General features: G+C 40.3%; 22 protein-coding genes, 2 tRNA genes and 2 pseudogenes. 11 read left to right on the forward strand and 15 right to left on the reverse strand.

Annotated elements, in window-relative coordinates:
- The first annotated feature begins 53 nt into the window (after nucleotides 1-53).
- The 4 genes from SLS51_RS04150 (at nucleotide 54) to SLS51_RS04160 (ending at nucleotide 4,083) form a co-directional block, all read left to right on the forward strand.
- Nucleotides 54-1,010: a fucose-binding lectin II gene (locus tag SLS51_RS04150; protein WP_323835821.1), complete on the forward strand. Its 957-nt coding sequence runs from the start codon at nucleotides 54-56 to the stop codon at nucleotides 1,008-1,010.
- 125 nt (nucleotides 1,011-1,135) lie between these two features.
- Nucleotides 1,136-2,071 carry a fucose-binding lectin II gene (locus SLS51_RS04155; RefSeq protein ID WP_323835823.1) on the forward strand — a complete coding sequence of 312 codons (936 nt, stop codon included), beginning with the start codon at nucleotides 1,136-1,138 and terminating at the stop codon, nucleotides 2,069-2,071.
- A 271-nt stretch (nucleotides 2,072-2,342) separates the two neighbouring features.
- Entirely contained in the window at nucleotides 2,343-2,447 is a 105-nt protein-coding gene (locus SLS51_RS24110) for a helix-turn-helix domain-containing protein (RefSeq protein WP_369293937.1), read from the forward strand.
- A 187-nt stretch (nucleotides 2,448-2,634) separates the two neighbouring features.
- The gene (locus tag SLS51_RS04160; protein WP_323835825.1) at nucleotides 2,635-4,083 is read left to right on the forward strand and encodes a flavin-containing monooxygenase; all 1,449 of its coding nucleotides are present in this window, start codon (nucleotides 2,635-2,637) and stop codon (nucleotides 4,081-4,083) included.
- Nucleotides 4,084-4,269: 186 nt separating this feature from the next.
- Here SLS51_RS04160 and SLS51_RS04165 read toward each other — a convergent pair whose 3' ends face one another.
- From SLS51_RS04165 to SLS51_RS04175, 3 genes and pseudogenes are all read right to left on the reverse strand, one after another.
- Nucleotides 4,270-4,830: a rhomboid family intramembrane serine protease gene (locus SLS51_RS04165; protein WP_323835827.1), complete on the reverse strand. Its 561-nt coding sequence runs from the start codon at nucleotides 4,828-4,830 to the stop codon at nucleotides 4,270-4,272.
- A gap of 211 nt (nucleotides 4,831-5,041) precedes the next feature.
- Nucleotides 5,042-5,263, reverse strand: a pseudogene (locus SLS51_RS04170) (transposase); the annotation flags it as partial.
- A 256-nt stretch (nucleotides 5,264-5,519) separates the two neighbouring features.
- Complete coding sequence (locus SLS51_RS04175; protein ID WP_323835829.1) at nucleotides 5,520-6,482, reverse strand: Rpn family recombination-promoting nuclease/putative transposase; 963 nt, start codon at nucleotides 6,480-6,482, stop codon at nucleotides 5,520-5,522.
- A gap of 752 nt (nucleotides 6,483-7,234) precedes the next feature.
- On the opposite strand from SLS51_RS04175, the gene SLS51_RS04180 reads away from it, so the two are divergent.
- Entirely contained in the window at nucleotides 7,235-8,197 is a 963-nt protein-coding gene (locus SLS51_RS04180; RefSeq protein ID WP_323835831.1) for a fucose-binding lectin II, read from the forward strand.
- A 217-nt stretch (nucleotides 8,198-8,414) separates the two neighbouring features.
- On the opposite strand, the gene SLS51_RS04185 is transcribed toward SLS51_RS04180, so the two are convergent.
- On the reverse strand, nucleotides 8,415-9,308 hold the full coding sequence (locus tag SLS51_RS04185; protein WP_323835833.1) for a hypothetical protein: 894 nt from the start codon (nucleotides 9,306-9,308) through the stop codon (nucleotides 8,415-8,417).
- Nucleotides 9,309-9,632: 324 nt separating this feature from the next.
- On the opposite strand from SLS51_RS04185, the gene ppxB reads away from it, so the two are divergent.
- The 3 genes from ppxB to SLS51_RS24920 all read left to right on the forward strand — a co-directional run bounded on the left by ppxB (nucleotide 9,633) and on the right by SLS51_RS24920 (nucleotide 12,155).
- Nucleotides 9,633-10,655: a photopexin PpxB gene (gene ppxB, locus SLS51_RS04190; RefSeq protein WP_323835835.1), complete on the forward strand. Its 1,023-nt coding sequence runs from the start codon at nucleotides 9,633-9,635 to the stop codon at nucleotides 10,653-10,655.
- A gap of 485 nt (nucleotides 10,656-11,140) precedes the next feature.
- Nucleotides 11,141-11,758, forward strand: coding sequence for a hypothetical protein (locus SLS51_RS04195; RefSeq protein ID WP_323835837.1), 618 nt, complete (start codon nucleotides 11,141-11,143; stop codon nucleotides 11,756-11,758).
- A gap of 28 nt (nucleotides 11,759-11,786) precedes the next feature.
- Nucleotides 11,787-12,155 carry a hypothetical protein gene (locus SLS51_RS24920; protein ID WP_500690688.1) on the forward strand — a complete coding sequence of 123 codons (369 nt, stop codon included), beginning with the start codon at nucleotides 11,787-11,789 and terminating at the stop codon, nucleotides 12,153-12,155.
- A gap of 47 nt (nucleotides 12,156-12,202) precedes the next feature.
- On the opposite strand, the pseudogene SLS51_RS04205 reads toward SLS51_RS24920, so the two are convergent.
- From SLS51_RS04205 to SLS51_RS04225, 5 genes and pseudogenes are all read right to left on the reverse strand, one after another.
- Nucleotides 12,203-13,117, reverse strand: a pseudogene (locus tag SLS51_RS04205) (patatin-like phospholipase family protein); the annotation flags it as partial.
- A gap of 240 nt (nucleotides 13,118-13,357) precedes the next feature.
- Nucleotides 13,358-13,735: a BON domain-containing protein gene (locus SLS51_RS04210; protein WP_323835839.1), complete on the reverse strand. Its 378-nt coding sequence runs from the start codon at nucleotides 13,733-13,735 to the stop codon at nucleotides 13,358-13,360.
- A gap of 386 nt (nucleotides 13,736-14,121) precedes the next feature.
- Nucleotides 14,122-15,711, reverse strand: coding sequence for a peptide chain release factor 3 (gene prfC / locus SLS51_RS04215; protein ID WP_323835841.1), 1,590 nt, complete (start codon nucleotides 15,709-15,711; stop codon nucleotides 14,122-14,124).
- Between the two features lie 156 nt (nucleotides 15,712-15,867).
- Nucleotides 15,868-16,314, reverse strand: a complete 447-nt coding sequence (gene rimI / locus SLS51_RS04220; RefSeq protein ID WP_323835843.1) for a ribosomal protein S18-alanine N-acetyltransferase — start codon at nucleotides 16,312-16,314, stop codon at nucleotides 15,868-15,870.
- Nucleotides 16,283-16,696: a DNA polymerase III subunit psi gene (locus SLS51_RS04225; protein ID WP_323835845.1), complete on the reverse strand. Its 414-nt coding sequence runs from the start codon at nucleotides 16,694-16,696 to the stop codon at nucleotides 16,283-16,285. Before SLS51_RS04225 ends, rimI begins: the two co-directional genes overlap by 32 nt.
- 130 nt (nucleotides 16,697-16,826) lie before the next feature.
- Between SLS51_RS04225 and rsmC the strand changes: the two genes are divergently transcribed.
- From rsmC to SLS51_RS04240, 3 genes are all read left to right on the forward strand, one after another.
- A complete protein-coding gene (gene rsmC, locus SLS51_RS04230) occupies nucleotides 16,827-17,843 on the forward strand; it encodes a 16S rRNA (guanine(1207)-N(2))-methyltransferase RsmC (RefSeq protein ID WP_323835847.1) in 1,017 nt (338 codons plus the stop codon).
- Between the two features lie 160 nt (nucleotides 17,844-18,003).
- A tRNA-Leu gene (locus SLS51_RS04235) sits at nucleotides 18,004-18,090 on the forward strand.
- Between the two features lie 88 nt (nucleotides 18,091-18,178).
- Nucleotides 18,179-18,265 (forward strand) — tRNA-Leu (locus tag SLS51_RS04240).
- Between the two features lie 52 nt (nucleotides 18,266-18,317).
- Here the strand turns inward: SLS51_RS04240 and SLS51_RS04245 are convergent.
- The 6 genes from SLS51_RS04245 to SLS51_RS04270 all read right to left on the reverse strand — a co-directional run bounded on the left by SLS51_RS04245 (nucleotide 18,318) and on the right by SLS51_RS04270 (nucleotide 25,480).
- Nucleotides 18,318-18,584, reverse strand: a complete 267-nt coding sequence (locus SLS51_RS04245) for a DUF1435 family protein (protein ID WP_323835850.1) — start codon at nucleotides 18,582-18,584, stop codon at nucleotides 18,318-18,320.
- Between the two features lie 222 nt (nucleotides 18,585-18,806).
- On the reverse strand, nucleotides 18,807-19,004 hold the full coding sequence (locus tag SLS51_RS04250) for a hypothetical protein (protein ID WP_323835852.1): 198 nt from the start codon (nucleotides 19,002-19,004) through the stop codon (nucleotides 18,807-18,809).
- 44 nt (nucleotides 19,005-19,048) lie between these two features.
- Nucleotides 19,049-20,269 (reverse strand): MFS transporter, encoded by a 1,221-nt coding sequence (locus SLS51_RS04255; RefSeq protein ID WP_323835854.1) that lies wholly within the window; start codon nucleotides 20,267-20,269, stop codon nucleotides 19,049-19,051.
- A gap of 327 nt (nucleotides 20,270-20,596) precedes the next feature.
- On the reverse strand, nucleotides 20,597-22,039 hold the full coding sequence (gene phoA / locus SLS51_RS04260; RefSeq protein WP_323835856.1) for an alkaline phosphatase: 1,443 nt from the start codon (nucleotides 22,037-22,039) through the stop codon (nucleotides 20,597-20,599).
- Between the two features lie 104 nt (nucleotides 22,040-22,143).
- Nucleotides 22,144-23,712, reverse strand: coding sequence for an alpha/beta hydrolase-fold protein (locus SLS51_RS04265; RefSeq protein WP_323835858.1), 1,569 nt, complete (start codon nucleotides 23,710-23,712; stop codon nucleotides 22,144-22,146).
- A 322-nt stretch (nucleotides 23,713-24,034) separates the two neighbouring features.
- Nucleotides 24,035-25,480: a 4-hydroxyphenylacetate 3-hydroxylase family protein gene (locus SLS51_RS04270; protein ID WP_323835860.1), complete on the reverse strand. Its 1,446-nt coding sequence runs from the start codon at nucleotides 25,478-25,480 to the stop codon at nucleotides 24,035-24,037.
- Nucleotides 25,481-25,613: the final 133 nt, after the last annotated feature.

Consider the following 25,613-nt stretch of genomic DNA (forward strand, 5'->3'; position numbering starts at 1 on the left):
TCAAGGGATATATCAACGATCAAAAACACATAACCAACTTTCTGGAGAAATTAATGGATAATATAATTAGGTATGGCGATACCGTAAAAATGTTGAATAGCTACAAAAACTGGGAGGGGGGATATCTCAGTGTATATGGAGAAGACAAAAGAGCTGGCGCAAAATATGGCGTACTCACTATCGAACCCGCTTTTTCTAATCTAGGAGGAATATGGAGAATAGAATCAGGCATAGGAAAATCTGTAGGCAGTGAGATAATTAATAATGATATTATCTTGCTTCATAACCTTTATAAATGTGATGGTGGTTATTTAACTTGCTATGGTGAAGCGGGTGATACAGCACCACCTGAACTTTATCAGGTTAATACATCAGATATCAATCTCTATCCCAAAACAACGATGTTATGGTATATTAATCAACAAAACATTTCTCGCGATGGAAGAATCACCGAAGAAGGTATTTTCGCTCTCTTTAATCGGTATAATCAAAGGGGATTCCTTGATACCCACGGTGATGCTACCTTTCCAAATACGAAATACCAGGTATTTTCCTCTAAAACGACTACACGTCTGCCCGGCACGGGCCTGTGGCGAATGGAAAAAGTGAATGATCCTTGTGCGCCAAATAAGCCATCCAATTGTGGCGGGGAATGTGGAACCAATGACACCGGTAAATATTGCTTCCAGTTACCTCAAAGTATTCGATTTGGTCTGACCGCTTATGTGAATACGAATATTCACCAGCAAATAATCAAAGTGTATATCGACGACCTTCTGGTAGATACATTAACCAAAACAGGAACAGACAATGTCGTTGGGGTTAAAACCTATACATCAGGTACAGGCAAAATCTGTATTGAGATTATCGGGGATGGCAAACCCTGTAAACTCCGTTATTCCTATAACACCCTTGAAGGAAAACCTGGCTCCATGATTATCGGTGCTGAAAATGGTACCAATAATAATTACAACGACAGTGTGGTGGTATTGAATTGGCCACTGGTGTGAATAAAAGATTTATCAATAAATCGAAGCGGTATAATGCCGCTTTATTGCCTCATGCCACAATAGGCATCGTAGATTAAATAATCTATCAACAGTTAGAAATAAATAACTGACTTTCTGGAGAAATTATGGCGAATATACTTAAATATGGCGATACCGTAAAAATATTAAATAGTTTCAGAAACTGGGATGGTGGATATCTCAGTGTATATGGAACGAGTGGTATCCCAGATGGAAAACATACTGTGATAACCACTACTCAAGCCGGAACATTCTGGCGAATTGAATCAGGAACGGGAAAACCTATCGGCAGTGAAGTTATTAACAACGATACCATTTTACTCCACAATCTTTATCAATGTGATGGCGGCTATTTAGGCCATTATGCATCATCAAGTCAACAGGTTCCAGAAGGCGAAATATACCCGATACACACCTCAGATAAAAACATCCGCCCAGAAACATTAGAGTGGATTATTTATTCTGACATGCCATCGATTGATGGGAAAATCAAAGAAGATGAAAGTATTACGCTATATAACCGTTGGGGAACCCGAGGCTTTCTTGATACTAATGGTTGGGTTGGAGTCCCTAACACAGTATGCCATGTATACACTGCTGCTAATAACCTTCGTAAACCCTATACCGGCCTGTGGAAAATGACACTAGTTAAAGATCCTTGTCTCCCGGTTACCAAACCTTCCAATTGTGCCGGAGAATGCGGTACTAGTGACGGCGGTAAATATTGTTTCCAATTACCTCAAAGTATTCGATTTGGTCTGATAGCTTATACGAATACAACTATCCATCAACAAACAGTAAAAGTCTATATTGACGATCTTCTGGTAGATACATTCACTGGCAAAGGAATCGATACTAAAGCCTATACATCAGGAACAGGAAAAATCTGTATTGAGATTATCGGGGATGGCAAACCCTGCAAGCTCCGTTATGCCTATAATACCCTTGATGAAAAACCCGGGACAGCCACTATCGGTGCTGAAAACGGTACCAAGAATAATTACAATGATTGCGTTGTCATATTAAACTGGCCGCTGGTGTGAGTTATACATGCCTTAAAAATCACACCACAAACAAAAGTAAAATATCACATCCCTGAGAGGTAATGCTGTTCGGTTAAGATACCTTGAACAACTTCACATTTTTAAAATAATTCAGAGAATATCCTGTTCTCTGGATTATTTTATCGAATTAACCGAAAAATCTCCCCATGAATGACTAGGATCTAAACTTTGAGAAGATATTCAATCAATAAAATGCATCTGATCTCCGCTAAGTTCTGTCAGGTTCACTTCGAAATCCTTTCATCATGCAATATTAACTCACGAGCAGACAGAAATGCTTGAGCAAACTTTTGGTTGTATTTGTTTCGTCTATAACGACTTAAACACGGTTCCCAATATTCATATTAAAGGGTGAAAATATTCTCAGGCTAATTATTTAATTGTGGTGGTAGGGAATATTGACACGTTAAACGTTTGTAATGAGCAACGTAAGACTAAAGCAATTTCATATTGATATGCTACTGTCAATGACGACAAGAATCACATTGCTTTAGCTAGGTGAGTTTCAACTCATCAAAAAATGACCTTGTAGGAGAGATACAGTGAATAACTATTATGATGTTTTGATTATTGGCGCGGGTATTGCAGGCATTGGTACAGCATGTCATTTAACAAGGAAATGCCCTGATAAGAAGTTTATTATCTTAGAACGTCGCCAAACGATAGGCGGTACTTGGGATTTATTTCGCTATCCAGGCATTCGCTCAGATTCAGATATGATGAGCTATGGCTATACATTCCGCCCTTGGACAGATACCAGTGTTTTTGCAGATGGGCCTTCAATTCAAAGTTATATCCATGCAACGGCAAAGGAGTATGACATTGATAAGAAAATAGAGTTTGGGCTAAAAATCACGCATACTGATTGGTCAAATGCAACTCGCCAGTGGACCGTTACCGCGCTTGACGAAATAAGTGGGGAAACTCGGCAATTTACCTGTCGCTTTCTCATCGCTGCAACCGGTTATTACAACTATGATGAACCTTATTTACCTAAATTCCCCGGCATTGAAGATTTCAAAGGCCCGGTAATTCACCCTCAACTCTGGCCTGAAGGGTTGGATTACAAAGGAAAGCAAGTTGTAGTCATTGGTAGTGGTGCAACAGCAGTGACTTTAATACCAGCAATGGCACATGATACTAAACATATCACGATGCTACAGCGCTCCCCGAGTTATATTCTTTCAATGCCTGGCAGGGATAAAATAGCAGAGTTCTGCAAAGGCATTATTCCACAGCGCTGGATTTACACATTGAGCAGAAAGCGCAATATTTTTCTATTTCGCTTAATTTATAAAATAAGTCGACATTTACCTACATTATTGAAATCGTTTTTACTGGCGTCGGCTCGCAAGCGTGTCGGCCCAGATTTTGACATGAAGCACTTGACGCCAAAATATATGCCGTGGGATGAACGGCTCTGTCTTATTCCCAGCAATAACCTATTTAAGGTACTAAAAGAAGGTAAAGCCTCTATTGTGACTGACCATATTGTCCGTATAACTGAAAACAGTATCTTATTAAAATCAGGCGAGGAATTACCCGCAGATATTATTGTTACCGCCACTGGACTGAAATTACATTTTCTTGGTGGAATTGAACTCTCTATTGATGGACAAAAGCAACAAAGTCATGATCGCATGCTTTATAAGGGAACGTTGATACAGAATATTCCTAATTTTGCCTGTCTGTTTGGTTATATCAATAACGCCTGGACGTTGAAAGTTGATCTATCCGCGGATTATATCTGCCGCTTATTGAACGAAATGAAGCGTCGCGATGCTACCGTTGTAACACCACATGCTCAGCCGGGTGAGATGCAGGAGGATGAACATATTTTTGGCGCTTTGCGATCTGGTTACGTAAAACGTGCAAACGACTCGCTTCCTCGTCAGGGATATAGTCCAAACTGGCAGATTCCACATGATTACAAAAAAGATAAACAAGTTTTGGGACAGCCTATAGATGATGCCGCGTTGAAATGGATATAACCGCCCGAAATTAATGAATATCTGAAATGGGGATAATCTACTTATCCCCAATACCATATACCCTATGGATTTCAAGATGCATCGCGACGGCAAGGGAGCGAATCCCCGGGAGCATAGATAACTATGTGACCGGGGTGAGTGAGTGCAGCCAACAAAGAAGCAACTTGAAAGATGACGGGTATAAAACTAATGACGCGTTATTACCCATCGCTTCGATAACCAAGAGAAAACCAGCCCAGATATTGCGCCAAAAATATGGCCTTCCGTTGAAATATTCGTTTGCCACGGTAACAAGCCAAACACAATCCCACCATAATATACAAACACGAGAATCGCAAAGAAGAAATCTTTTACTCTTCTCAGGAAAAAAGCGTTAGCCAACAGCAATCCCCATAAGCCAAAAATCCATCCGCTGGCACCAATATGAATAGCCGAACGTCCAAATAACCAAACTAATGTTCCGCCCACAAAGATAATAAACAAGCTGGCTATCACATAATAACGAATGGAGTGGGCCATCAATAACGCACTCAATACTAATAATGCGGGGAGATTGCTGAACAAATGCCCCCAGTTACCATGTAAGAATGGAGATAATGGAATACCAATTAACCCTTGAGCGTATCGGGGAATGATGCCGAAATGACTTAGTGCGCCACCGGTTAAAGTATCAAATAATTGGATTATGATCAGTATTGCTGCTAATCCTATTAGCATATGAAAGCGTTGTTTTAGCCCTGTTTTCACCGTGTTGTTGCCTTATGATTTATTGGAAATCAAAATGAACTTTGTCTCAATAAAGGTGTTATGGTCAAAGTTGACACTACGACCACCACTATATCCCGAAAGTTTGGAATTTAACAGTTTTGATGTAAAAACTAAATTCTATTTTGACACAACCAATTCGGTTTGGTGATAAAAAACAATCATAAATAACTTATATGGACACCCACTCTTTTTATTCTCTGCTATTCATGTAGGGGGATGAATTTAAAAACGTTTTCACTTTCTCAAGTAACTGCCACATATACTGACAGCCATGATTTCGTGTCACCGTTTCATGCAAGGATTGCCACAGACGCTCAATTTTATTCAGCCGGGGAGAATAAACAGGTAAAAACAATAGGTTAAATTTAGGATGACGGGCCAACCAATCACTGACCTGTCGGCTTTTATGGATATATACCCGTTATCTTTCAAGTTGCCTCTTTGTTGGCTGCACTCTCTCACCCCGGTCACATCGTTATCTATGCTCCCGGGGATTCGCTCCCTTGTCGCCGCGAAGCATCTTGAAATCCATAGGGTATATGTCAGTAATAATAGAAGGTGCTGATGGATAATTTTATGTTTAATAAGGCGTCATTTCGCTCCCTATAAATAAGAACAAAAATGCCGATCTTGAATATCGGCATTTTACTGTGAAAGAGAAGATTAATTTAATGCTTTAACATTTCAATTTTATCCCGGCTCAGTCCGGTACTGGTGACAATAATGTCCAAACTCACGCCATGCCGTAATAAGGCACGAGCCGTTTCCACTTTACCTTCTTCTCGGCCTTCTTCTCGACCTTCTTCTCGGCCTTTCTCTCGGCCTTGCTCAATGCCTTGCTTGATACCTTGCTTGATACCTTGCTCGCGCCCTTTTTGTTCAAGCTGTTCTGCAATAGTCATCAACATCGTTTCATGCTCCGGAGATTGTTCAATCAGTTGATGGACAAATTGTGAGAGATCCAACGTATGTCCATTCAGTAAAATATAGAGTAACACCACATTGCGCTGCTCAGTTGTATTATACCCCGCATTCAAGAGTTCCACCAATTGGAGGAGCCATTCCTGCATATCCCGGCAGCGGATGTGTTTTTGCACCAGCTCCATCAGGGCAACCCCTTTATGTGTCAGGATTTCTTCATCGCTGAGCACACTGACGTCCACCAACGGAAACGCCTGGTGGTATAAGCGAGCAGCCTGTTCAGGGAGTGTAAAACAATCCAGCCACCGGTTTGAGTAAGGATACGGCCGAACCTCACCATGATAAAACAGCAAAGGCACCACCAAAGGGAGTTCAGTATGGCCTTTTTTCAGGTGAGCCGCCATGGCTGACATGGCATAATACATCAGCCGCCAGGCCATCAACGGGTCAGGGGTGGACTGATGCTCAATCAGACAATAGATATAGCCTTGTCCCCGAGCCGTTTCAACCGAGTACAGCACATCACTGTGCAGTTGACGTAAATTCTGGTCCACAAAACTGCCGGGTTCCAGTTTCAATGTGGCTAAATCACACAACGACTGGACCTCTCCGGGCAGATAAAGGGATAAAAACTCCCTGGCCGTTTCAGGCTGCGTTAAAAAATATTTGAATAATCCGTCATGGTGAGGCCGTTTTTCTTTGTTTGCCACAATCTGTTTCTCTGTCTTATTAGTTAGTCATTACCACTCATAGTATCTCTGGAAGACCCACAACCAAGTTACAAAAAACATTGTCTCAGATTTCCTCAGGCAAATCTTTACCGAATGCATTAATAGAAGAGCCTAAAGAATCAAATACCAGAAAAGAAAAAAAGAGAAAACATTATATTTACAACAATTACTTTATGAAAGACATTCATTTAAATGAGTTTTTAACTTGCATTCGCATAATGATAATCCCTTTATCAAAATATCGATTATTTATATTTCCGTTAATCTTGGATGTTCAGATCGCAAAAATTGGACTGAGTTCCATCCAGATGATCTATTAGGTATAAATGTTATTTATATCAAAGTATCAATTTATTAGAGTTGTATCCTTCGTGTCAATAAAAATTAAATTTTTATTTTTCTATCGTTATTAAATCAAGCGGTATAATGCTATTTTTCCACAATTCAATATAGAAATATAGTAAATTAAATGAAAGTAATTTTAGTGATATATTCATTGTCAGAAGCAAGAAACAAATCCTCTGCCTTTCTTCAACAACCATTAATATTCATAATTAATCCAAATCAAGCGTTAATCATTTTTTAGGATTACAAAAAAGTTGAGCATTTCGCTGATTTTAATAACCTATTCTGAAATAACCCATAAAATTATGAAACAGAATAATTAAGCCAGGGTAATTTCAGTGTCATACTCATTGTTAAAAATAAACCACAAACATTAAGGATAAATTATGGCGGATATACTTAAATATGGCGATACAGTAAGAATATTAAATGGTTACAATAACTGGCAAGGAGGATATCTCAGTACACATGGAAGTAACGACATCCCGGGAGCAAAACATAACGTATTAACTGTAGCTCCTTCCTTTTCTGATCTAGGGGTAATATGGCGAATACAATCAGGAACGGGAAAAGCTATCGGCAGCGAAATAATTAATGATGATATTATTTTGCTTCATAATCTGGCTTTCTGCGATGGTGGTTATTTGGGATATTATGATGGCCCAAATCAACCGGTACCAAGTGGCGAAATACATCCGATAGTCACATCTGATATAAATACATATTCTCCAAAAACATTAGAGTGGATTATTTATTGCGAGACACCTTATTCTATAAAGGGAAATATCATAGAAGGAGCAATTATCAGCCTACATAATCGATGGGGAAATAAAGGTTTCCTTAATAGTTATGGTAATGCCAACAAACCAAACACGTTATATGGTGTATCTCTTTCTGGTAATAGCGCTCGTAAAGTACATAAGGTAGACCAGTGGAAAATGGAAAAAGTCAATGATCCTTGTCCGCCTACCAAACCCTCAAATTGCGGTGGAGAATGTGGTACTAGCGACACCGGTAAACACTGTTTCCAATTGCCTCAAAGTATTCGATTTGGCCTGACAGCTTACAATAATACGAACATTCAGCAAACGGTAAAAGTCTATATTGACGACCTTCTGGTAGACACATTAACCGGCAAAGGAACAAATAATCCGATGGCGACCAAAACCTATACATCAGGTACAGGAAAAGTTTGTATTGAAATTGAAGGAGATGGCAAACCTAGCAAACTACGTTATTTCGATAACACCCTCGATGGAAAACCGGGAACAGTCATTATCGGTGCTGAAAATGGTACCAATAATAATTACAATGATTGCGTGGTAATATTAAATTGGCCTCTGGTGTAAATTAAAAATACTTTGGTAAATTTCACCATAAACGAAAATAAAAACCATCAGTAAATTAAAGCGGTATTATGCCGCTTTTTTTGTACGCCACATTTGGCAACGTCAATAAGATTATAATAAAAATCACTTTCGATATTACAACAATCAGGGGCTAATAAGGAAGCCCCTTGGTATATATCATACAAGATGGTTAAATAACCAGATTCAATATTCCATATTAAAAATCTTGAAAAAATATCGCTCGATCAAACGGTGTTCGGTAAAGCGAATTTTGTTGATCTACTGTGGTAGCCTGAGAAGACATACCAAGAATAATCCCTATCTGACCAGACGCAAGATTTCCCGTCATCAGCGTGTTCATATTATATTGGCAAAGCTCTACCTTCCATTTATCTGCCACAACATTATACCACTCAATGATTAATGTTCCGTTATTTGCCGCAAGCAAGCCAATACGCCAACGTGACCAAGAATTTTTTGGCCATTCATAACTCAGAGCAACACCAGAACGAGTATTACCTAACGTCGGTTGCCCTTTATAAATACCATCTGTTTGTTTACCAACAAAATTGACTGACTGAATCAAATTAGCCTGAAGATTCCAAACCATGACATAAGGCGTCGCCGTGTCAATCGAAGTCCCTAACGAAATATTTGGTGGCATCCATTGAGGCTTACCTTTATACCCCCCAGTCAAATGAATCGCCATATAGCCGTAACCAATATTTTGATATGTACCGCTTGCACTCGTTTTGTTGGATAGCACACACACTGAAATGTCAGGATATGGATTACAAAACAGGTCAAGCTCACAATAGCAATGTCTGGCATCAATCGGTGTATCTGTTGCAATCCCGAGACAGTGACTGCCAATATTGCCAAATTTAGACAAAGTTTGTGCCTTAAAAGCTTTCCTTCCCCCAACACTAACAATATCCCAAGCGCTAGTCCCATAGCCTGAGTCCTTAAACAACACGCCTGCTCGCTGTGTTGTCGCATCTATCCATCGACCTTCTGGATATAAATTTGGTTCCCATACCGTTATTGGAACCGCAGTAGAATTAGAGAAATCTTCAATTGAGATTGAGCTTTCATGTTGTTCTAATTTCATGACTAAAATATCTCCTATAAAAAATATAATTACACATTAATCTTGTATTTTATACCTTAGATAAGTTCATCTTTAATTCTTAAATAAAGTAAGCCACATAAAATCCAATAATATTAAATCCATTAATGAGTTATTAATATATAGTGTTGCTTATAACCTATCATCAGAATTAATTTAAATAATATGAATCCCCCTATTCACCAGACAGATGATCAATATTATAGAGTTAAATCGGTGTATCTTAATATTATTCTCACCCTATTTCAGTGGTAAAAAAATTCAAACGAAATATTAAACCCCAATCACCAAAAAAGATATATATAAATGAATACATCAAGTTATCTTTTTCTTGGTTCAGAAAATATTAGACACCATCAGAAATCGTATGAGGCAGACATCGGTTATCCCCGGCCTATAAATAACGATTGGTCTGATCTTCCTATCGAATTTCAAAGACATATTGATGATGTGATTAATTTAAATGGTTTTTTGTATTTTTTTAAAGGCTCCCAATACCTTAAATTCGATATCACCAAAGCCTTGGTGATTGATGGGCCAAAACCCATTATTGAGGGATGGCCGGGATTGAAAGGTACCGGATTTGAAAATGGTATCGACGCAGCCACAGAATGGGTGGATACAAAACAAGATGTTGTCTGTTTCTTCAAAGGCAGAGATTGCATCGATTACACCGTCAGTTCACACACGATTAATAAGAAAACCATTTCAGACCGATGGGGCACTATTGGGAAATATGCAGGATTTAGTGAAAACCTCGATGCTGTTATTTTATGGAAGAATAGTGCCGGCTCTATTATTTACTTTTTCAAAGATAGTTATTACATCCAATACAATACAAAATCGCATGTTATCGATGGTGAACCCTCCTTTATTCAAGCTTACTGGAACGGAGTCACCTTCAAAAAAGTTCAAGCCGCCGTATCGGTTGATATCGATTCATTAGGTAGCGAGTATAGAAACTGTGGTGGAATCTGTGGCAGCAATAACACCGGTAAACACTGTTTCCAGTTACCTCACAATATAAAGCTCAGCCTGTCAGCCTATGGTAATACTACCCACCAGCAAACGATAAAAGTGTCTATTGACGATCAGTTAGTCGATACATTAATCAGCCAAGGTGTCAATAGTGTGTTGGGCTTTAAAAATTACTCATCAAGCACCGGCAAAGTCTGCATTGAAATGATAGGCGACGGTAAACCCTGCAAACTCCGTTACGCCTATAATACCCTTGACGAAAAACCGGGAACAGCCATTATCGGTGCCAGCAATGGAGGCAATAATAATTACGATGACAGCATAGTCGTGTTAATTTGGTCACAGTCCTGAATAAAAAAGCCAAAATACACTACGCTGGCAACATCAGTAGAGATGACATTTATCAATAAATTAAAGCGGTATTATGCCGCTTTTTTCTGTATATCACGGCAGATATATCGGTAAAATGATACCGTTTTTGCTGATATGAACACGGTTAAAAACAGAAAAAACATGGCTTACCTTTTCAAGTAACATGATAATAAGCCAAACTCACTCATCCTCCAAATAATCCCCTATCTGATAAAAATTAACTTTTTGATCTTTTCTTTTCCTATCTCCCATTGCTATGAATATTCAACAGTGCAGGAATTCAACCCTATTTTAGGCCCACAAGGGATCAGATAAAAGGCGAGATAACCTGTTGATGGCAATAACCGAATCCTGAAATGACACCAGAAGTTATGCACTAATAACATCATCGGAGGGAAAGTCATTTCAGGGTAAGTATCAGTTGTTTGAAAGGCAATAACATATTTTCCGAGGAAATGATGGATATGGATAATGTACTTAAATATGGCGATACCGTGACAATATTAAACAGCTACAAGAACTGGAGCGGGGGGTATCTCAGTGTATTTGGCAACGGTAATAAACCCGGAACAAAATATGGCGTGGTAACTGTAGACGCTTCTTTAGCTATTTATGGCGGCGCCTGGCGAATTGAGTCAGCAACAGGAAAATCTGTCGGCAGTGAAATAATCAATAATGATATTATTTTACTTCACAACCTGTATTACTGTGATGGCGGTTATTTACGATATTATGATGTGGTGGATCAAAATGAACAATTAACCGAAATACATCAAGTCTACACTTCAGATATCCGCAAAAAAGCGGCATTAGAATGGGTTATTTATTGTGAAACCACACCACCAAATGCAAACCTCAGAGAAGGCGATAATATCTCCCTCTATAATCGATGGGGAAATAAAGGTTTTCTTGATACCCATAATCATGCCGGCGATACAGGCTCGTTATATCAAGTCTTCATGTCCAATAATGCGGCCCGTAAAAGCCATACCGGTTTGTGGAAAATGGCAAAGGTGAATGATCCTTGCCCTCCCCCTGATGTGTTGACCAATATCATGCCATTGTGGCGTAAGATGCGGTAATAACAACTCACTTTATCGCTCAAGACAGATGCTCGCCCAATGCGACATAAGTATCTCCATAATTTTCGTCAAAAATGGTATTGATGCCTTCAACTTTTCTATCGCCGGGCTCGATGCCCGGCAGAGGGATAAGGAATATGATTCTATCGCGCTGCAACAGGCGATTATTAATCGGAATACCGCATTCGATGACTTCTTTAATCCAAATTTAATCCGAAGCTGCGGGCGAAGTTTCCAACATTTAAACGTCAACATGGAAAACAATCAAGTCATCATCGTGTTGGCGATAATGCGATTAAACAAACGCTACGGGCAGTGTCCGATATGCCAAATTGAGCCTGATCGTGCTTGTCATGCACCAGCGACGGCCTTTGAAGTGGGAAGCCTCTCCCGATAGGATGAGGAGCAATCACCAAGATTAAACTTATTACCAACAAATAATTGACCCACTGTCGCCAGGAAATAGCGACCACAACGACGCCCAAGGTGATAATCCCGCCTAAGTGCTGGCAAACGGCTGCCTAACGCACTGGCAGTTAATGGTGCAGGCGGATAAATTTCAAAAATCTGCACATCATCAGGTGGATTTTCAATAAATTTCTGGGTGCGGTGGTAGCTTTTCGCATGTTGTTGTAGCATCCGTACCATCTTTTGCAGACCACTATCTCCCAACCAACGTTCCATTCGTTGCATCCAATCAGGCGTGTAATAGAGCTGTGAAGGGACCGTACGGATCACCACGATGGTATCCGCACCACGCCGATACGCCTCTTCTACTGGGATAGCATCACTGATACCACCATCATAATAAACAACACCATTGATCGTCACACCATTGCGATAAAACCCAGGAATGGCGCTTGATGCCTTACTCACTTCCAGCCAGTTATTCTCATCAGGCTGAAAATAGGTAGGTTCAAAATTATCTGCACGACATGCGCACATATAAAACTCACATCCAGCCTCGAATTTGCGTAAAGCTGTCGGGATATCCAATGGCAGTTCCTGCGAAACAGTCTGCACAAACCAATCTAAATCAACTAAATGACCACCACGTACAAAACGCAAAGGGTTAAAGAAGGCGGGATGAGTTGTATAGCGACTGATCGCTCGCCGGGCATATCCACGCTGCCCACAAATATAAGCTGAAAGGTTCTGAGCGCCTGCCGAAGTGCCAAGCAGTAGATCAAATGGGTTGAATTCAACACGCATAAATTCATCCAGCACACCCGCAGTAAAAATGCCGCGTTGCCCTCCACCTTCACAAACCAGTGCAACCTTTCCAGATTTAATAGACGACTCATATTTATAGGATAACAGATCAATATTTCCCAACGTTATCGGTATACGTTTCCCCACACAGCCCCCAAAAAAATAAATGACGGATAGAGAGCATAACTTGGAAAGTTATTATCCGTCATTATATTATGGTGCTACATAGCCAATATTTTGATAAAAGTACCCCTGGTGAGGGCGCATATCTGGTTAGTGCTATTCGGTTTAGTACTATTCGGTTTAGTACTATTCGGTTTAGTACTATTCGGTTTAGTACAACGTAAAATTATCTGAATGGAAAACAACCACTCATAACAAAATATATTATTTTTTTATGGTCAGACCGTTTTGAATCGACTTGACCCCTTTCACTTTAGAGATAATCTCTATAATTTCTCTGGATTGTTTCTCGCTTTTCACAAAACCAGAAATATAGACAACTCTCCTCTCTGTTTTTACTGAGATATCACGACTGTTGATCCCTTTTGCTGCCAACAACTCACTTTTAATCTTCGCTGTGGTCGCACTATCCCCCATATAACCATCGATGTTTTTCATTGAATCATCGATTTTCTGACCAGCACTGTCGAGTGCTTGTGTCGCTTTATTTTTAAAAGACTCCTCCGCCAGTACACTATTGCTAACGACAGCGGTACCCAAGGCAATAGCCACCAACAAGTGGGCCAATTTAACATTCTTCATCCTATACCTTCCTTAATTGCCGGTTAGATTTCTGAATCTATAAAGCCATTCAAACCGTTTTTACACAGTATGCTTTTACGCAGTGTGTTTTTACACAGGTGTTTTTACACAATGCATCTTTACACAATGTATCTAAGTAGAATCGTAATCTAAGCAGAATCACAATCTACATTAGAATTAAAAACAGGTTATCGCTCCCAATAGCTGAGAGGCTAAATCGGGAAATAAGCACATCGATACAGCAAAGACCGAGGAAATAGTAACAGGAAAATAAAGCAAAGTGCTATAAAATAAGACTGATCTTACCCGACTAAATTATAAATTATTCTTGTGTTACATATATTTTTGTAAAGAAAAAGGCTAACTTGTTGTTAGCCTTAAAAATATTAATGTTCCCGTGTTTTACGGAAATTGATGTCAGGATAACGTTCACGGGTCAAATTTAGGTTAACCATCGTTGGGGCAATATAGGTCAGATTATCACCACCATCGAGCGCCAGATTCTGCTCACTCTTACGCTTAAACTCTTCCAGCTTCTTAGCATCATGACACTCAACCCAACGCGCCGTTGAGACGTTCACCGGCTCATATAAGGCTTCAACGTTGTATTCACTTTTTAAACGGGCTACAACCACATCAAACTGGAGAATACCAACGGCTCCCACAATCAAATCGTTATTTGCCAGTGGACGAAATACCTGTACAGCGCCTTCCTCCGATAATTGAACCAATCCTTTCAGGAGCTGTTTCTGTTTCAGAGGATCACGCAAGCGAATACGACGGAATAATTCCGGGGCAAAGTTAGGAATACCGGTAAATTTCAGATCTTCCCCTTGAGTAAAGGTATCACCAATCTGAATTGTCCCGTGGTTATGCAAACCGATAATATCGCCCGGATAGGCATGATCCACATGAGAACGATCACCCGCCATAAATGTCAGCGCATCAGCAATCACCACATCTTTCTTAATTCTTACCTGATGCAGCTTCATGCCTTTTTCATATTTACCTGACACTACACGCAAGAAAGCCACGCGGTCACGGTGTTTAGGGTCCATATTGGCCTGAATCTTAAAGATAAACCCGGTAAATTTATCTTCCTGAGCGGAGACTTCGCGAACATCTGTCTGACGCGGCATCGGCGCAGGCGCCCATTTAACCAAACCATCCAACATGTGATTAACGCCGAAGTTACCCAGTGCAGTACCGAAAAATACCGGTGTTAGTTCACCTTGCAAAAATGCCTGATGATCAAACTCATGAGAAGCCCCCTGCACCAGTTCCAGCTCCTGACGCAATTGTTCAGCCAGATCTTCACCAATTGCAGCATCCAGTTCAGGATTATTCAGCCCCTTAATTGCGCGGACTTCCTGAATCGTGTGCCCTTTTCCGGTCTGATACAGGTAAATTTCATCGAGATAGAGGTGATAAACCCCTTTAAAAGACTTACCGCACCCAATTGGCCAGGTAATAGGAGAACAAGCGATATTCAACTCATTTTCCACTTCATCCATCAGCTCCATCGGATCACGGATATCGCGGTCAAGCTTGTTCATGAATGTTAGAATCGGGGTATCGCGCAGACGAGTCACTTCCATCAATTTACGTGTCCTATCCTCAACCCCTTTAGCGGCATCAATGACCATCAAGCAACAGTCAACCGCCGTCAATGTACGATAAGTATCTTCGGAGAAATCTTCATGCCCTGGCGTATCCAGCAGGTTAACCAAGCAATCTTGATAAGGAAACTGCATCACAGAAGTGGTAATGGAAATACCACGCTGTTTTTCCATTTCCATCCAGTCAGATTTCGCGTGCTGGTTTGAACCACGACCTTTCACCGTACCGGCTTTCTGAATCGCCTGCCCAAACAGCAATACTTTTTCAGTAATCGTCGTTTTCCCTGCATCAGGGTGAGAAATGATAGCAAAAGTTCGCCGTTTAGCGACTTCCTGCTGAAAAGGGGAATTTGACATTAATAACAATCTTCTGCTTTATATACGGGCTTGTATTCAACATCAGACGCTTCCCCGCAAGGAGAACGGTTGCCAAACCCGTAGGTGAATGAAAAATTGGCGCTCATTTTCGCTGAAATTGGTGTTATAAACAATCAATCAATTTTATAGCACTTATTAGACAAACAGCGGCAACGCCATGATAATGGCATCTTCTTTACCTGTCGCAGTAGGATAGTAATGCCGACGAACAGAGACTTGGTTAAACCCTGATTGTTCATACAACCTAATAGCGGAATGATTCGATTGTCTGACTTCAAGCCATAAGGTATGCACACCTTTACCCGGTAAAATTGATATTAAATACGCTAATAATGCCTTACCATAACCCTTACCTTGGTGATCAGGATCAATAGCAATATTAAATAGGGTTGCTTCATCTAATATCACTTGGGTTATGGCAAAGCCGATAAGTTGTTCATTAATCGCTATTTTATAATTCAAATACCGCTCCCCCTGATTACCGAAGAATGTTTTTTCACTCCACGGGAACGCGTGACTGGCTTTCTCAACCAAAAAAGCGGACGGGAGATCAGCGGGAGTTAATAGAGAAATGTTGTTCATGTTGAAAAATCTGTTGCCAGAGAGAACGTTTTGCCTGTCCATCACAATATAAATCATTTAATGCCGGGCTTCTCAAAGAAATTCCCGGCCATGATAGTGTAATATCCACCCCTAATAGCCAACATGGGCACTTAACCTGTTCCGGTAACATTGCAACATTATTTGCTGTAATGCAGTAAACAGAGGATTTATCCAACCCCATGGCGGTGAAAATATCTATTAATAATGAATGATTTAAATCAATGTGGTCGTTAGTAATAATCAGCAGACGGGTGGTATCAGGTAAGTGAACAGCTAATTCACCTTGCAAAACCGCCGGATTACGTAAAGTCCATTGGGTAATTCCCAATTGAGCTAATAACCTGTCGCGCCGGGTTACCATAATCTATTTACCTGCTGTAAAAAATAATCGGTAACATGTTATCAGAGACCACGATCTGCGCCAATATTGGGTTGAGATTTATCACTATCTGATACTTGAGTACAGAACCATTGAAGGAGCTTATAGACAAATGTCTGCGTTAACCCCCGCCAGTGAAGTTATTTTACGTCACCGTGAGCAATTTAGCTCTCATCACCTGCTCTTCGCCGGTGATATCCAGGATACACTAGCAACCCAAATTGATGCTGCCAGTGTACGAGTGCACACTAACCAATATCATCGCTGGCAATCACTGATCCGCACTCTGGGTGATCATGCCTGGTTTGGCCTGGTAGCCGAAAAAGCATTTACTCAGGGTTGTGACACCCTGATCTACTACTGGCCTAAAAGTAAGCAGGAAGCTCGCTTTCAATTACGCAGCCTGTTCTCTGTTTTGCCAAAAGGTATCAATATTTTCATTGTCGGTGAAAACCGTAGCGGAGTACGTAGTGTAGATAAACTGATGGACGGCATGGCAACGTTTCGAAAAATCGATAGTGCCCGTCGTTGTAGCCTGTTCTACGGCCAGTTAGAACATGAAGTGCAGTTCGAACAAGATAACTGGTGGAACAGTTATCAAGTGGAAAACGTCATAGTGAATACGTTACCGGGTGTATTTAGCCAAGATGAACTGGATGTGGGTAGCCGTTTATTGCTTTCTACCTTTGACAAACCGCTCTCCGGCAATTTACTGGATATCGCATGCGGTGCGGGTGTTCTGGCAGCGGTATTGGGTAAGAAAAACCCTGAGTTAGCACTGACTCTCAGTGATGTTAATGCAGCAGCGATTGCCTCCAGTAAAGCAACCTTAAAAGCCAATAAACTGGAAGGTAACGTTGTTGTCAGTAACATGTATTCCAATCTTGAAGATAAATTCGACTGGATTATCTCTAATCCCCCTTTTCATGAAGGATTAAAAACCAGTTTACTGGCAACCGATGATCTGATCCGCCAAGCTCCCAAGCACCTCAAACCCGGAGGAAAATTGCGGATTGTTGCCAACGCATTCCTCCCTTATCCCGATTTACTGGATAAAACTTTTGGTACTCATGAAGTCATTGCTCAAACGGGGAAATTCAAGGTTTATCAGGCAACAAAAAAATTCTAATTTACTCAGCCTGTCCTTGATTCAAGGACAGGTTATCTTTGATAACAAACAAAGAGGCAACTTGAAAGATAACGGGTATAAATAATGATTGACGTCGGCTACAAAACCTCTAAAATGCGCCTCCGTATTATCAATCAACAGATTGATAATGTCTGAATTTGCGAGGGTGGCGGAATTGGTAGACGCGCTAGCTTCAGGTGTTAGTGTTCTTACGGACGTGGGGGTTCAAGTCCCCCCCTTCGCACCAAATCAGACAGCCGTTGATTGAATTCGGCCGATATTAAATTAGGCAATAAAATATAAATTAAGCAATAAAAAGTAAAATGACAGTACCTGCGAGGGTGGCGGAATTGGTAGACGCGCTAGCTTCAGGTGTTAGTGTCCTTACGGACGTGAGGGTTCAAGTCCCTCCTTTCGCACCAATCTGTCTGTTTTTCTTATCGAACTTCTCTCCATTTATTCTGCTATAAAACGTCAAAAACAACCCAGTCGATATGCTCCAGCCAATAAGGCACATAACACAGCAAACCCTGATGGTATTAATAGAAAATGGCGTGACTTCTGGTTTAGCAGCATAAATAGCGTCAGCAACATCGCTAATACTACCCCAATTTTAAACTGCTCAATTCCGGGATTGACAAGGACGAATAACATACCTGCTAAGCTAGATAAACCTATTCCCCACAAGCTGGTGATACCCTGCCAGAAAAGCGATCTCTCTCTGTCTTTAACCCTGATCATAACTTGCACCCAGACAAATGATAATGATTACCAATATCATATACAAAAAAGCGTGAAGTACAAGTCAGTTGCAATTGCTAATCTGGCAGATCAAATCAATATCTTGTGACACCCGTTCAAACTATTCCGATTCAACATACTACAGAGTTGAAAAATCGTGGTTCGAAAATATTACAAAGCACTAACTCAAGCACTCAATATTGGGATGGCAATTACACAGAATTAAGAAGAAGGCCGCTTAATGCAACTAATCTCCCTTTCTCTTAAATCCAACTTTGGATATTCCAAACGACTGTGGGTAAGACCAGCTCTTATCATCATCTGTAAATAACCCAATGCAACTGCTGTAGGATCAATTATTTGAATCGGCATTCCTACAGCCTTCATCTCTTTGGATAAATACTTTGACATCCCCATCATGCCGGTACAACCTAATACTATGGCTGTTACCTGCTCTTCTTTAATCAGCTAACATGTGATTCATCATTAATTCTCCTATTAACTACATTGTTTCGCAAATCAATTAAGACAAACAATGAAAATAACAACCCCATAGCAATTATTGATGATACTACAATTGCTGAATTAAACAGTTTTCCAGTAAATGCCCATCCTGAAATAAGGACACTGAAACTGAAGAAAATAAGTCGAAAAAAAGTTAATAAGGATGATGCTGAACCAACTAATTCAGGGTACAACGCCAAAGAACGAGAAAACACCATACTATATTGAAAAGCAGAACCTATACAGATAACGGCCATCGACAGTGTAAAAAGTATTGCAGATTCAGGATAAATATGACTAAATATCATTAATGAACCACAACCTATCAAACAAATTATAATACTCAAATAGATACAATTCGCTGATCCAATCTTTCTATTCAAATCACCTGAATAAAATCCAGCCACCGCCAAACATATTCCTAATATCGCTTGATGCACTGCAAATATGTAGTAACTCATTCCCATTTTATCTATATATAAAAAGGGAACAACAGATACATATGCAATACATGCAGATACTAATAGCCCAGGTGTAAAAGAATATATTAAGAAACGCGTATTGAATATAAGTTGGCAATAATTTTTGACGACCTTATTTACACTCAACTTTACCGTATTACGATTTGTTTCAGGAACGATGAACACAGCCATAAGAGAAAGAAAGCTCAGTAAAGCCACTAAATGGTAGGTAAATCTCCAATTATAATGTGCAACAATAAGAGAACCGGCAATGGGAGCTATAATGAGGGCCATTGATATTGCCGCGTTGAGAATGCCAAAAACCTGTACTGATTCCTCATCTTTATAAGTATCCGAACAAATTATAAACCCGACAATCCAAATAGCACTGCATCCTGCCCCTTGGATAAATCTAAATAAATACAATTGATTAAGATCAACCACGGTTGAACAACCTATGCTCCCAATAAAGAACAGAGTAGCGCCGATTAAAATTATTTTTCTTCGCCCATATGATTCTGAAAGTGGGCCGAAAATAGGCGTGAATATACATAACCCTAAGAAATTTACTATTAAAGTAAATTGCACTGCCGATTCAGTTGCAGAAAAAAAATTTAGCATTTGGGGAAATGCTGGCAAAGTAATATCAACTTCTATAAATGATGGAACCATTCCAATGATAAGTATTATTGGTAATAACCTTAATATTAACGGTGGCATAAATCAATTCACCTCTGAACATTATGAATCCTATCTAATATAAACACAAAAAGCGGCCATCAAACAACACCTATACCCGTTATCTTTCAAGTTGCCTCTTTGTTGGCTGCACTCACTCACCCCAGTCATATACTCCCGGGGATTCGCTCCCTTGCCGTCGCGATGCATCTTGAAATCCATAGGGTATATATTTCCCTTGGATTACTGTTTTGCTGAAAATTTTATCTGCAATTTATATTGCCTTTTTATCAACAAAAAATTAAGGCCAGAGAATATCCGGCCTTAACTCTTTATTCCTCAACCACTTATTCCCCAACCACCCAAAAATTACTTTAACTTCATCGCATCACGTATCGTGAAGAACAAATCTGTCTGGTCAGTCAGGCCCACAACATTGGCTGCCTGAGGACCATAAGCGGCCACTCGTAGCTGAGTACCCGTATGTTCCTGTTCCTTACCCTCAGAAGTACCGTAGCTAACTGCCATCACCGAACCATCTTTCGTGATTAATGCCTGAGTCAGCCCCGGAGTTTTTATATGTGCTTCAATAATCTGGCTGGAGTGAGCATGATCAGCCGTGACAATCACTAATGTATCGCCGTGTTTACGCGCATATTTCAAACCAACTTGTACCGCTTCATCCAATACGACGGTTTCTCCAATCTGTCCACAAGGATTAGCTTTGTGATCCTGCTTATCAATCGAAGCGCTCTCCACTTGCAGGAAGAAACCATTCTTATTCTCTTTTAACAGATCAATGGCTTTCTCCGTCATCTGTGCCAACGTCGGCGCATCAGGATTCCGTTTCGAGTTGACTTTACAAGTCACTGGGGGATTATCAATATTACCGTGATAAACGGCTTTAGGTCCTTCCCAAGCAATGTCCATATTGTCTTCATGGAACAGACCCAATAGCGGTTTTTTCTGATCTGCTCTAGTCAGGGATGCCAGTGACTTAGCATCCCTGACCAACTGATAACCCTGTTCCTGTGCCTGCTGTTGCAACGTTTTATCCTTGCCAGCACCAGCAACCGATTTCTGATCGAAAATCTTGGCGCCTCCACCTAATGTGACATCAGCACGAGCCACTAATAATTGCTCAGTGATCGAACCACGCCCGCCATTTTCTAGCGCATTCGTTGGACATTTTTTTATCGTCTCTTGCGGACCATAACAGCCACGGTCAGTGACATGCGCATACAGTGCTGCTGGCGTGGCATCCTGCACTCTAGCCGTCGTTACGTTGCCTGTTGCTTTACCATTCGCTTTTGCCAGCTCAAGCAGAGTTAGGTGATCTTTGCCAAACACATCGACACCCAACGCGCCATTATAGGTTTTTACACCAGAAGCCCAAGCTGTGGCAGAAGCGGCTGAATCCGTCGCATAGTTGGGTTTACGACTCTTTTTATCCAGAGAATAGTGAGTGTATTGACCCGTAAACGGCAAGGCATCAATTCCTTTAAAAAATCCACCCGCACCTTCTGCATAGTTACGGGCAATAGTAATCTCAGAATCCCCCATACCATCACCAATAAACAAAATAACGTTCTTAGCTTTATGATTATTTATCGCTGCTTTTAATGCCTCAGTCTGGTTTTGAGTCATACGGCGAGCACCACCAAATTCCGTAATATTACCTTTTACTGCCCGACCTTCCGCCATAATTTGATTTGCATTTTGATCATCAGCCGCCGATACCGGTAAGCTGACACTTGAAATTAAGGTTGAGACCATGACTGCAACCAAACTTTTCTTATACTTGTTTGACATTAAGGTTTCCTTATTAAAACGTAATCGGAGTAAAAATTATCTTTATCTGATAAAGGGATACTAAAGAAACTATGTGACAATTATGTGAAGAAAATAGAATTAACTTACCATTTCGTTACTAACGACCGTGTTCCATAGTACAAAGTTTCACACCACGAAATGTAATTGTGACCACTAGAAACTTCACTGGATTCAACCAGATAACCTTTCTGTAATAACGTCTGTTTCATGCGGCGATTATTATATAAAATACCTTCCAATTCCCCGCGATTGGTTTCAAATAATCCTGCCTGTAAATAGAAACGCAGTGGTTTTTTCTCTGCTTTAGCAAACTCACGGATCAACCATTCAGGCGCTTCTCCCTGAGGAGCCCACCAATATGAACCAGACATACTGAGAACATTGCCAAACAACTCAGGATGATTAAATGCCACCCATGAAGATGCCAATCCACCATAACTGGAACCTGAAATAATGGTACGCTCTGCCGGTGCTTTAATACCCTGAGCAGCCAGCCACGGTATTAACTCACTCGCCATAAATGCAGCAAAATTAGGATTAGGTGGTAATTCCTGACCTCGACGTGCACTATCCAGGCTATCAATAAACACCACATACATAGGAGGGATCTTGCCCTGTTCGATCAGGGAATCGAAAAATCTATCAATATAATACTGTTTACGGTAAATCTTCCCATCAAACAGCACCAACATAGCAGGCTGTTTCATCAGAGTAACTGGTTGATAAATCGCAATTTCTCGACTGTTACCCAAAATCTTACTTTCAAGCTGATGAAGCTTAGTCGCTCCCTGAAGAGTCAATTGTTTAAATTGTGCGATATCACATAACGTTGGCCTTAGTGCCAACAATGAATCATGGTTAAACATATCCTCTGATACAGTCGGCACGACATTTTTATTCAACGGATCGGCCTGTGCCGTAATTAAAATCGACCTACGCTGTTCGTCAGCCGTGCCTTCGACTTGCGGCAAATCCGGTGCCAATCTATATTGCATCAAGGTATCTGACGGAACGATATAGCTGCGAAACCAAACATCAGTACCAGCTAAATGTGACATCGGATCATGATCACCACTCGGTGCCCCCAGAATAAAGACATTCGCTTTTGCGCCGCGCCACAGGAAAGTGACTCGCTTATTTTTATCATCATAATTTTCAATTAACGGCGTACCCTTGCGGGTTATTTCCCGCCAGAAAGCATGGGTGCCTTTTCCTTGTGCGATTTCAGTTTGAAGTTGTTTCAGACGCAAACTTTCTGGCTGCTGCCGATAATCATTATCCTTGGGAATATAAGATGGAAATGACAATGTAAGCTGCCACGGTTCCCCAGCTTTGCCCTTGGCTGCCAACCGATATTTTCCTACCTGAGGAACGGTAAAGCCAATTGATTGACGAGCATCCACCGGGTTATCAGTAAATAGCGTACGAATATGTTGTTGATTACCCTTCTGTACCACCAATTTCTGCATACCCAATGCCGATCCACGTACATAATGTTCAGGCTGAATATTAAACTCAATACACGCTCCCCTCTGAGAATTAAAATTCCCAGTTATTGTTTGCTGATCTTGCTGAAATTTTATTTGGTGACACTGAGAAGCAAAGACATTAAAGGAAACCATAAGAGCACATATCATTATGTTTATTTTCATTTTTTTCTCTTTTTTAATTGTTGATTATGGGTATTCAATTTTTTTAACGCGGCAAATCATGCACTAAATCTTTATTTAAGAATAAGAACAATTACTATAAATTGTGTATTAACTTCCATTAACAATATATAAATAGGTTAAAACCTTTCAGAGAAATGATTCTCTAACATGATGAAATAATTTAACATGCTGAAATGATATTGGTCAAATCATCTCATCTTTTAAAAGATTAAATAACAAAAAAACGGGATATAATCTATCCCGCCACTTCAAATTTGATAAAAATAAAACAAGTTAGTTGCATCTGAATTAAATACAGAACTCAACTAACATCAATAGAATCTAAAATCCCTCGGCTCATATTCTTAGCAAAATCCCAATCATATTGATCATATAGACGAGACAGAGCAACATAATGCGCTCCTGAATAGAACATTTCATATTGAGTATGACGTGATGCAAACTCAGAACCGATAGCATCCCACACTAATTTCAGTAATTTCACACGTTCAATGGGTGGCAGTAGCGTTGAATATTGTGTTTTTTCTATTAAGTCACGGATTTCTGGATTTGCTAAGTCAATATAATTTGACGGTAACATAATCACACCACCACCTGAAAGTTTTCTGATGCTTTCTATCACCTTTGGATAAGTTGACTGCAATACAACCTGACAAGCATATAGTTGTAATCGATTGGGAATATAGTACTCATTATGCCGATCAGGATTGCTAATTAAACCACGAAACAGCCCTTCAATATTAGTGGCACAGCAAGCAAGCTCAGCTAATGATTCACGAACGGCAGGAAACTCATTGACGCCTGTAGTTTCAGTAAGCTGATGAGCCAAACCCGTTAAGAAATGCAGCTTAACGGCATATCTAGCCATACCTTGAACATCCATTAAAACATCAGCGCCAGTTGCCTGAAATTGTCGGCGACACATATCCGTATTTTTATAAATAAAAACTCTTTCCCACGGAACAAAAACATCGTCGAAATAAATGACAGCATCATTCTCATCAAACTGATGCGCTAAAGGGGAATCAAATTTATTACTGCCTGTTTCATAGGATTTTCTGGAAAGAATTTTTATTCCTTTAGTATTCAACGGTAATGCAAAAGACAGTGCATATTTATCATCAACGCCCTCTTTGAGTGGATTAAATACGCCAACAACAACTTCTTCTGCAAGGACGGCTGCTGTTCCTAACATCTTTGCCCCGCGAACAATTATTCCTTGCGGTTTCTCCTCCAATACACCAAGAGTATGAAAGACGTTTTTTATATGTTCACTGGGCGTTTTGGATCGATCACCTTGTGGATTGACTAATGTAAAAGCCAAATAAATATCTTTATCACGGGCATATGAATAGTAATTTTTTAACGCCTCGGCCCTATCCTTGGAATATTCCTCAAAGACTTCCAGGTAAGTCATCATTCCGGTCAGAGCAGCAGAAACATGATCTGGGCTTCTACCTAACCAACCACAACTCTGCATTGCCCAGGCATACGCAGCCTCACCTCTGGCAATTAATTTCTCTCGGGTATTAGGAAGTTCCCAATATAAACCAACGCGTTTACCACTAGGCGTTTCGAACGTCATCTGATCAGCGTGTGCTGCCTGATAATCATAAAGTGAAGCTACGGTTCTAATTGCATTCCGAAAAGCAGGGTGATCCACGTGATTAGTGATCTTTTCTCCATTCAGAAAAATAGTTCTTCCATCACGCAAGCTTTCAATATATTCCTCACCAGTTCTAGACATTAACAATTTCCTCCGAAATATATCCGTTATCTTTCAAATTGCCTTTTTGTTGGCTGCATCTTGAAATCCATAGGGTATAGAATTGATTTTAGGTAAATCGATCTTCAAAGGCATGACAATTCCTTTCCCTATT

This window comes from Photorhabdus africana, from assembly GCF_035181445.1.
Taxonomy (GTDB): Bacteria; Pseudomonadota; Gammaproteobacteria; order Enterobacterales; family Enterobacteriaceae; genus Photorhabdus; species Photorhabdus laumondii.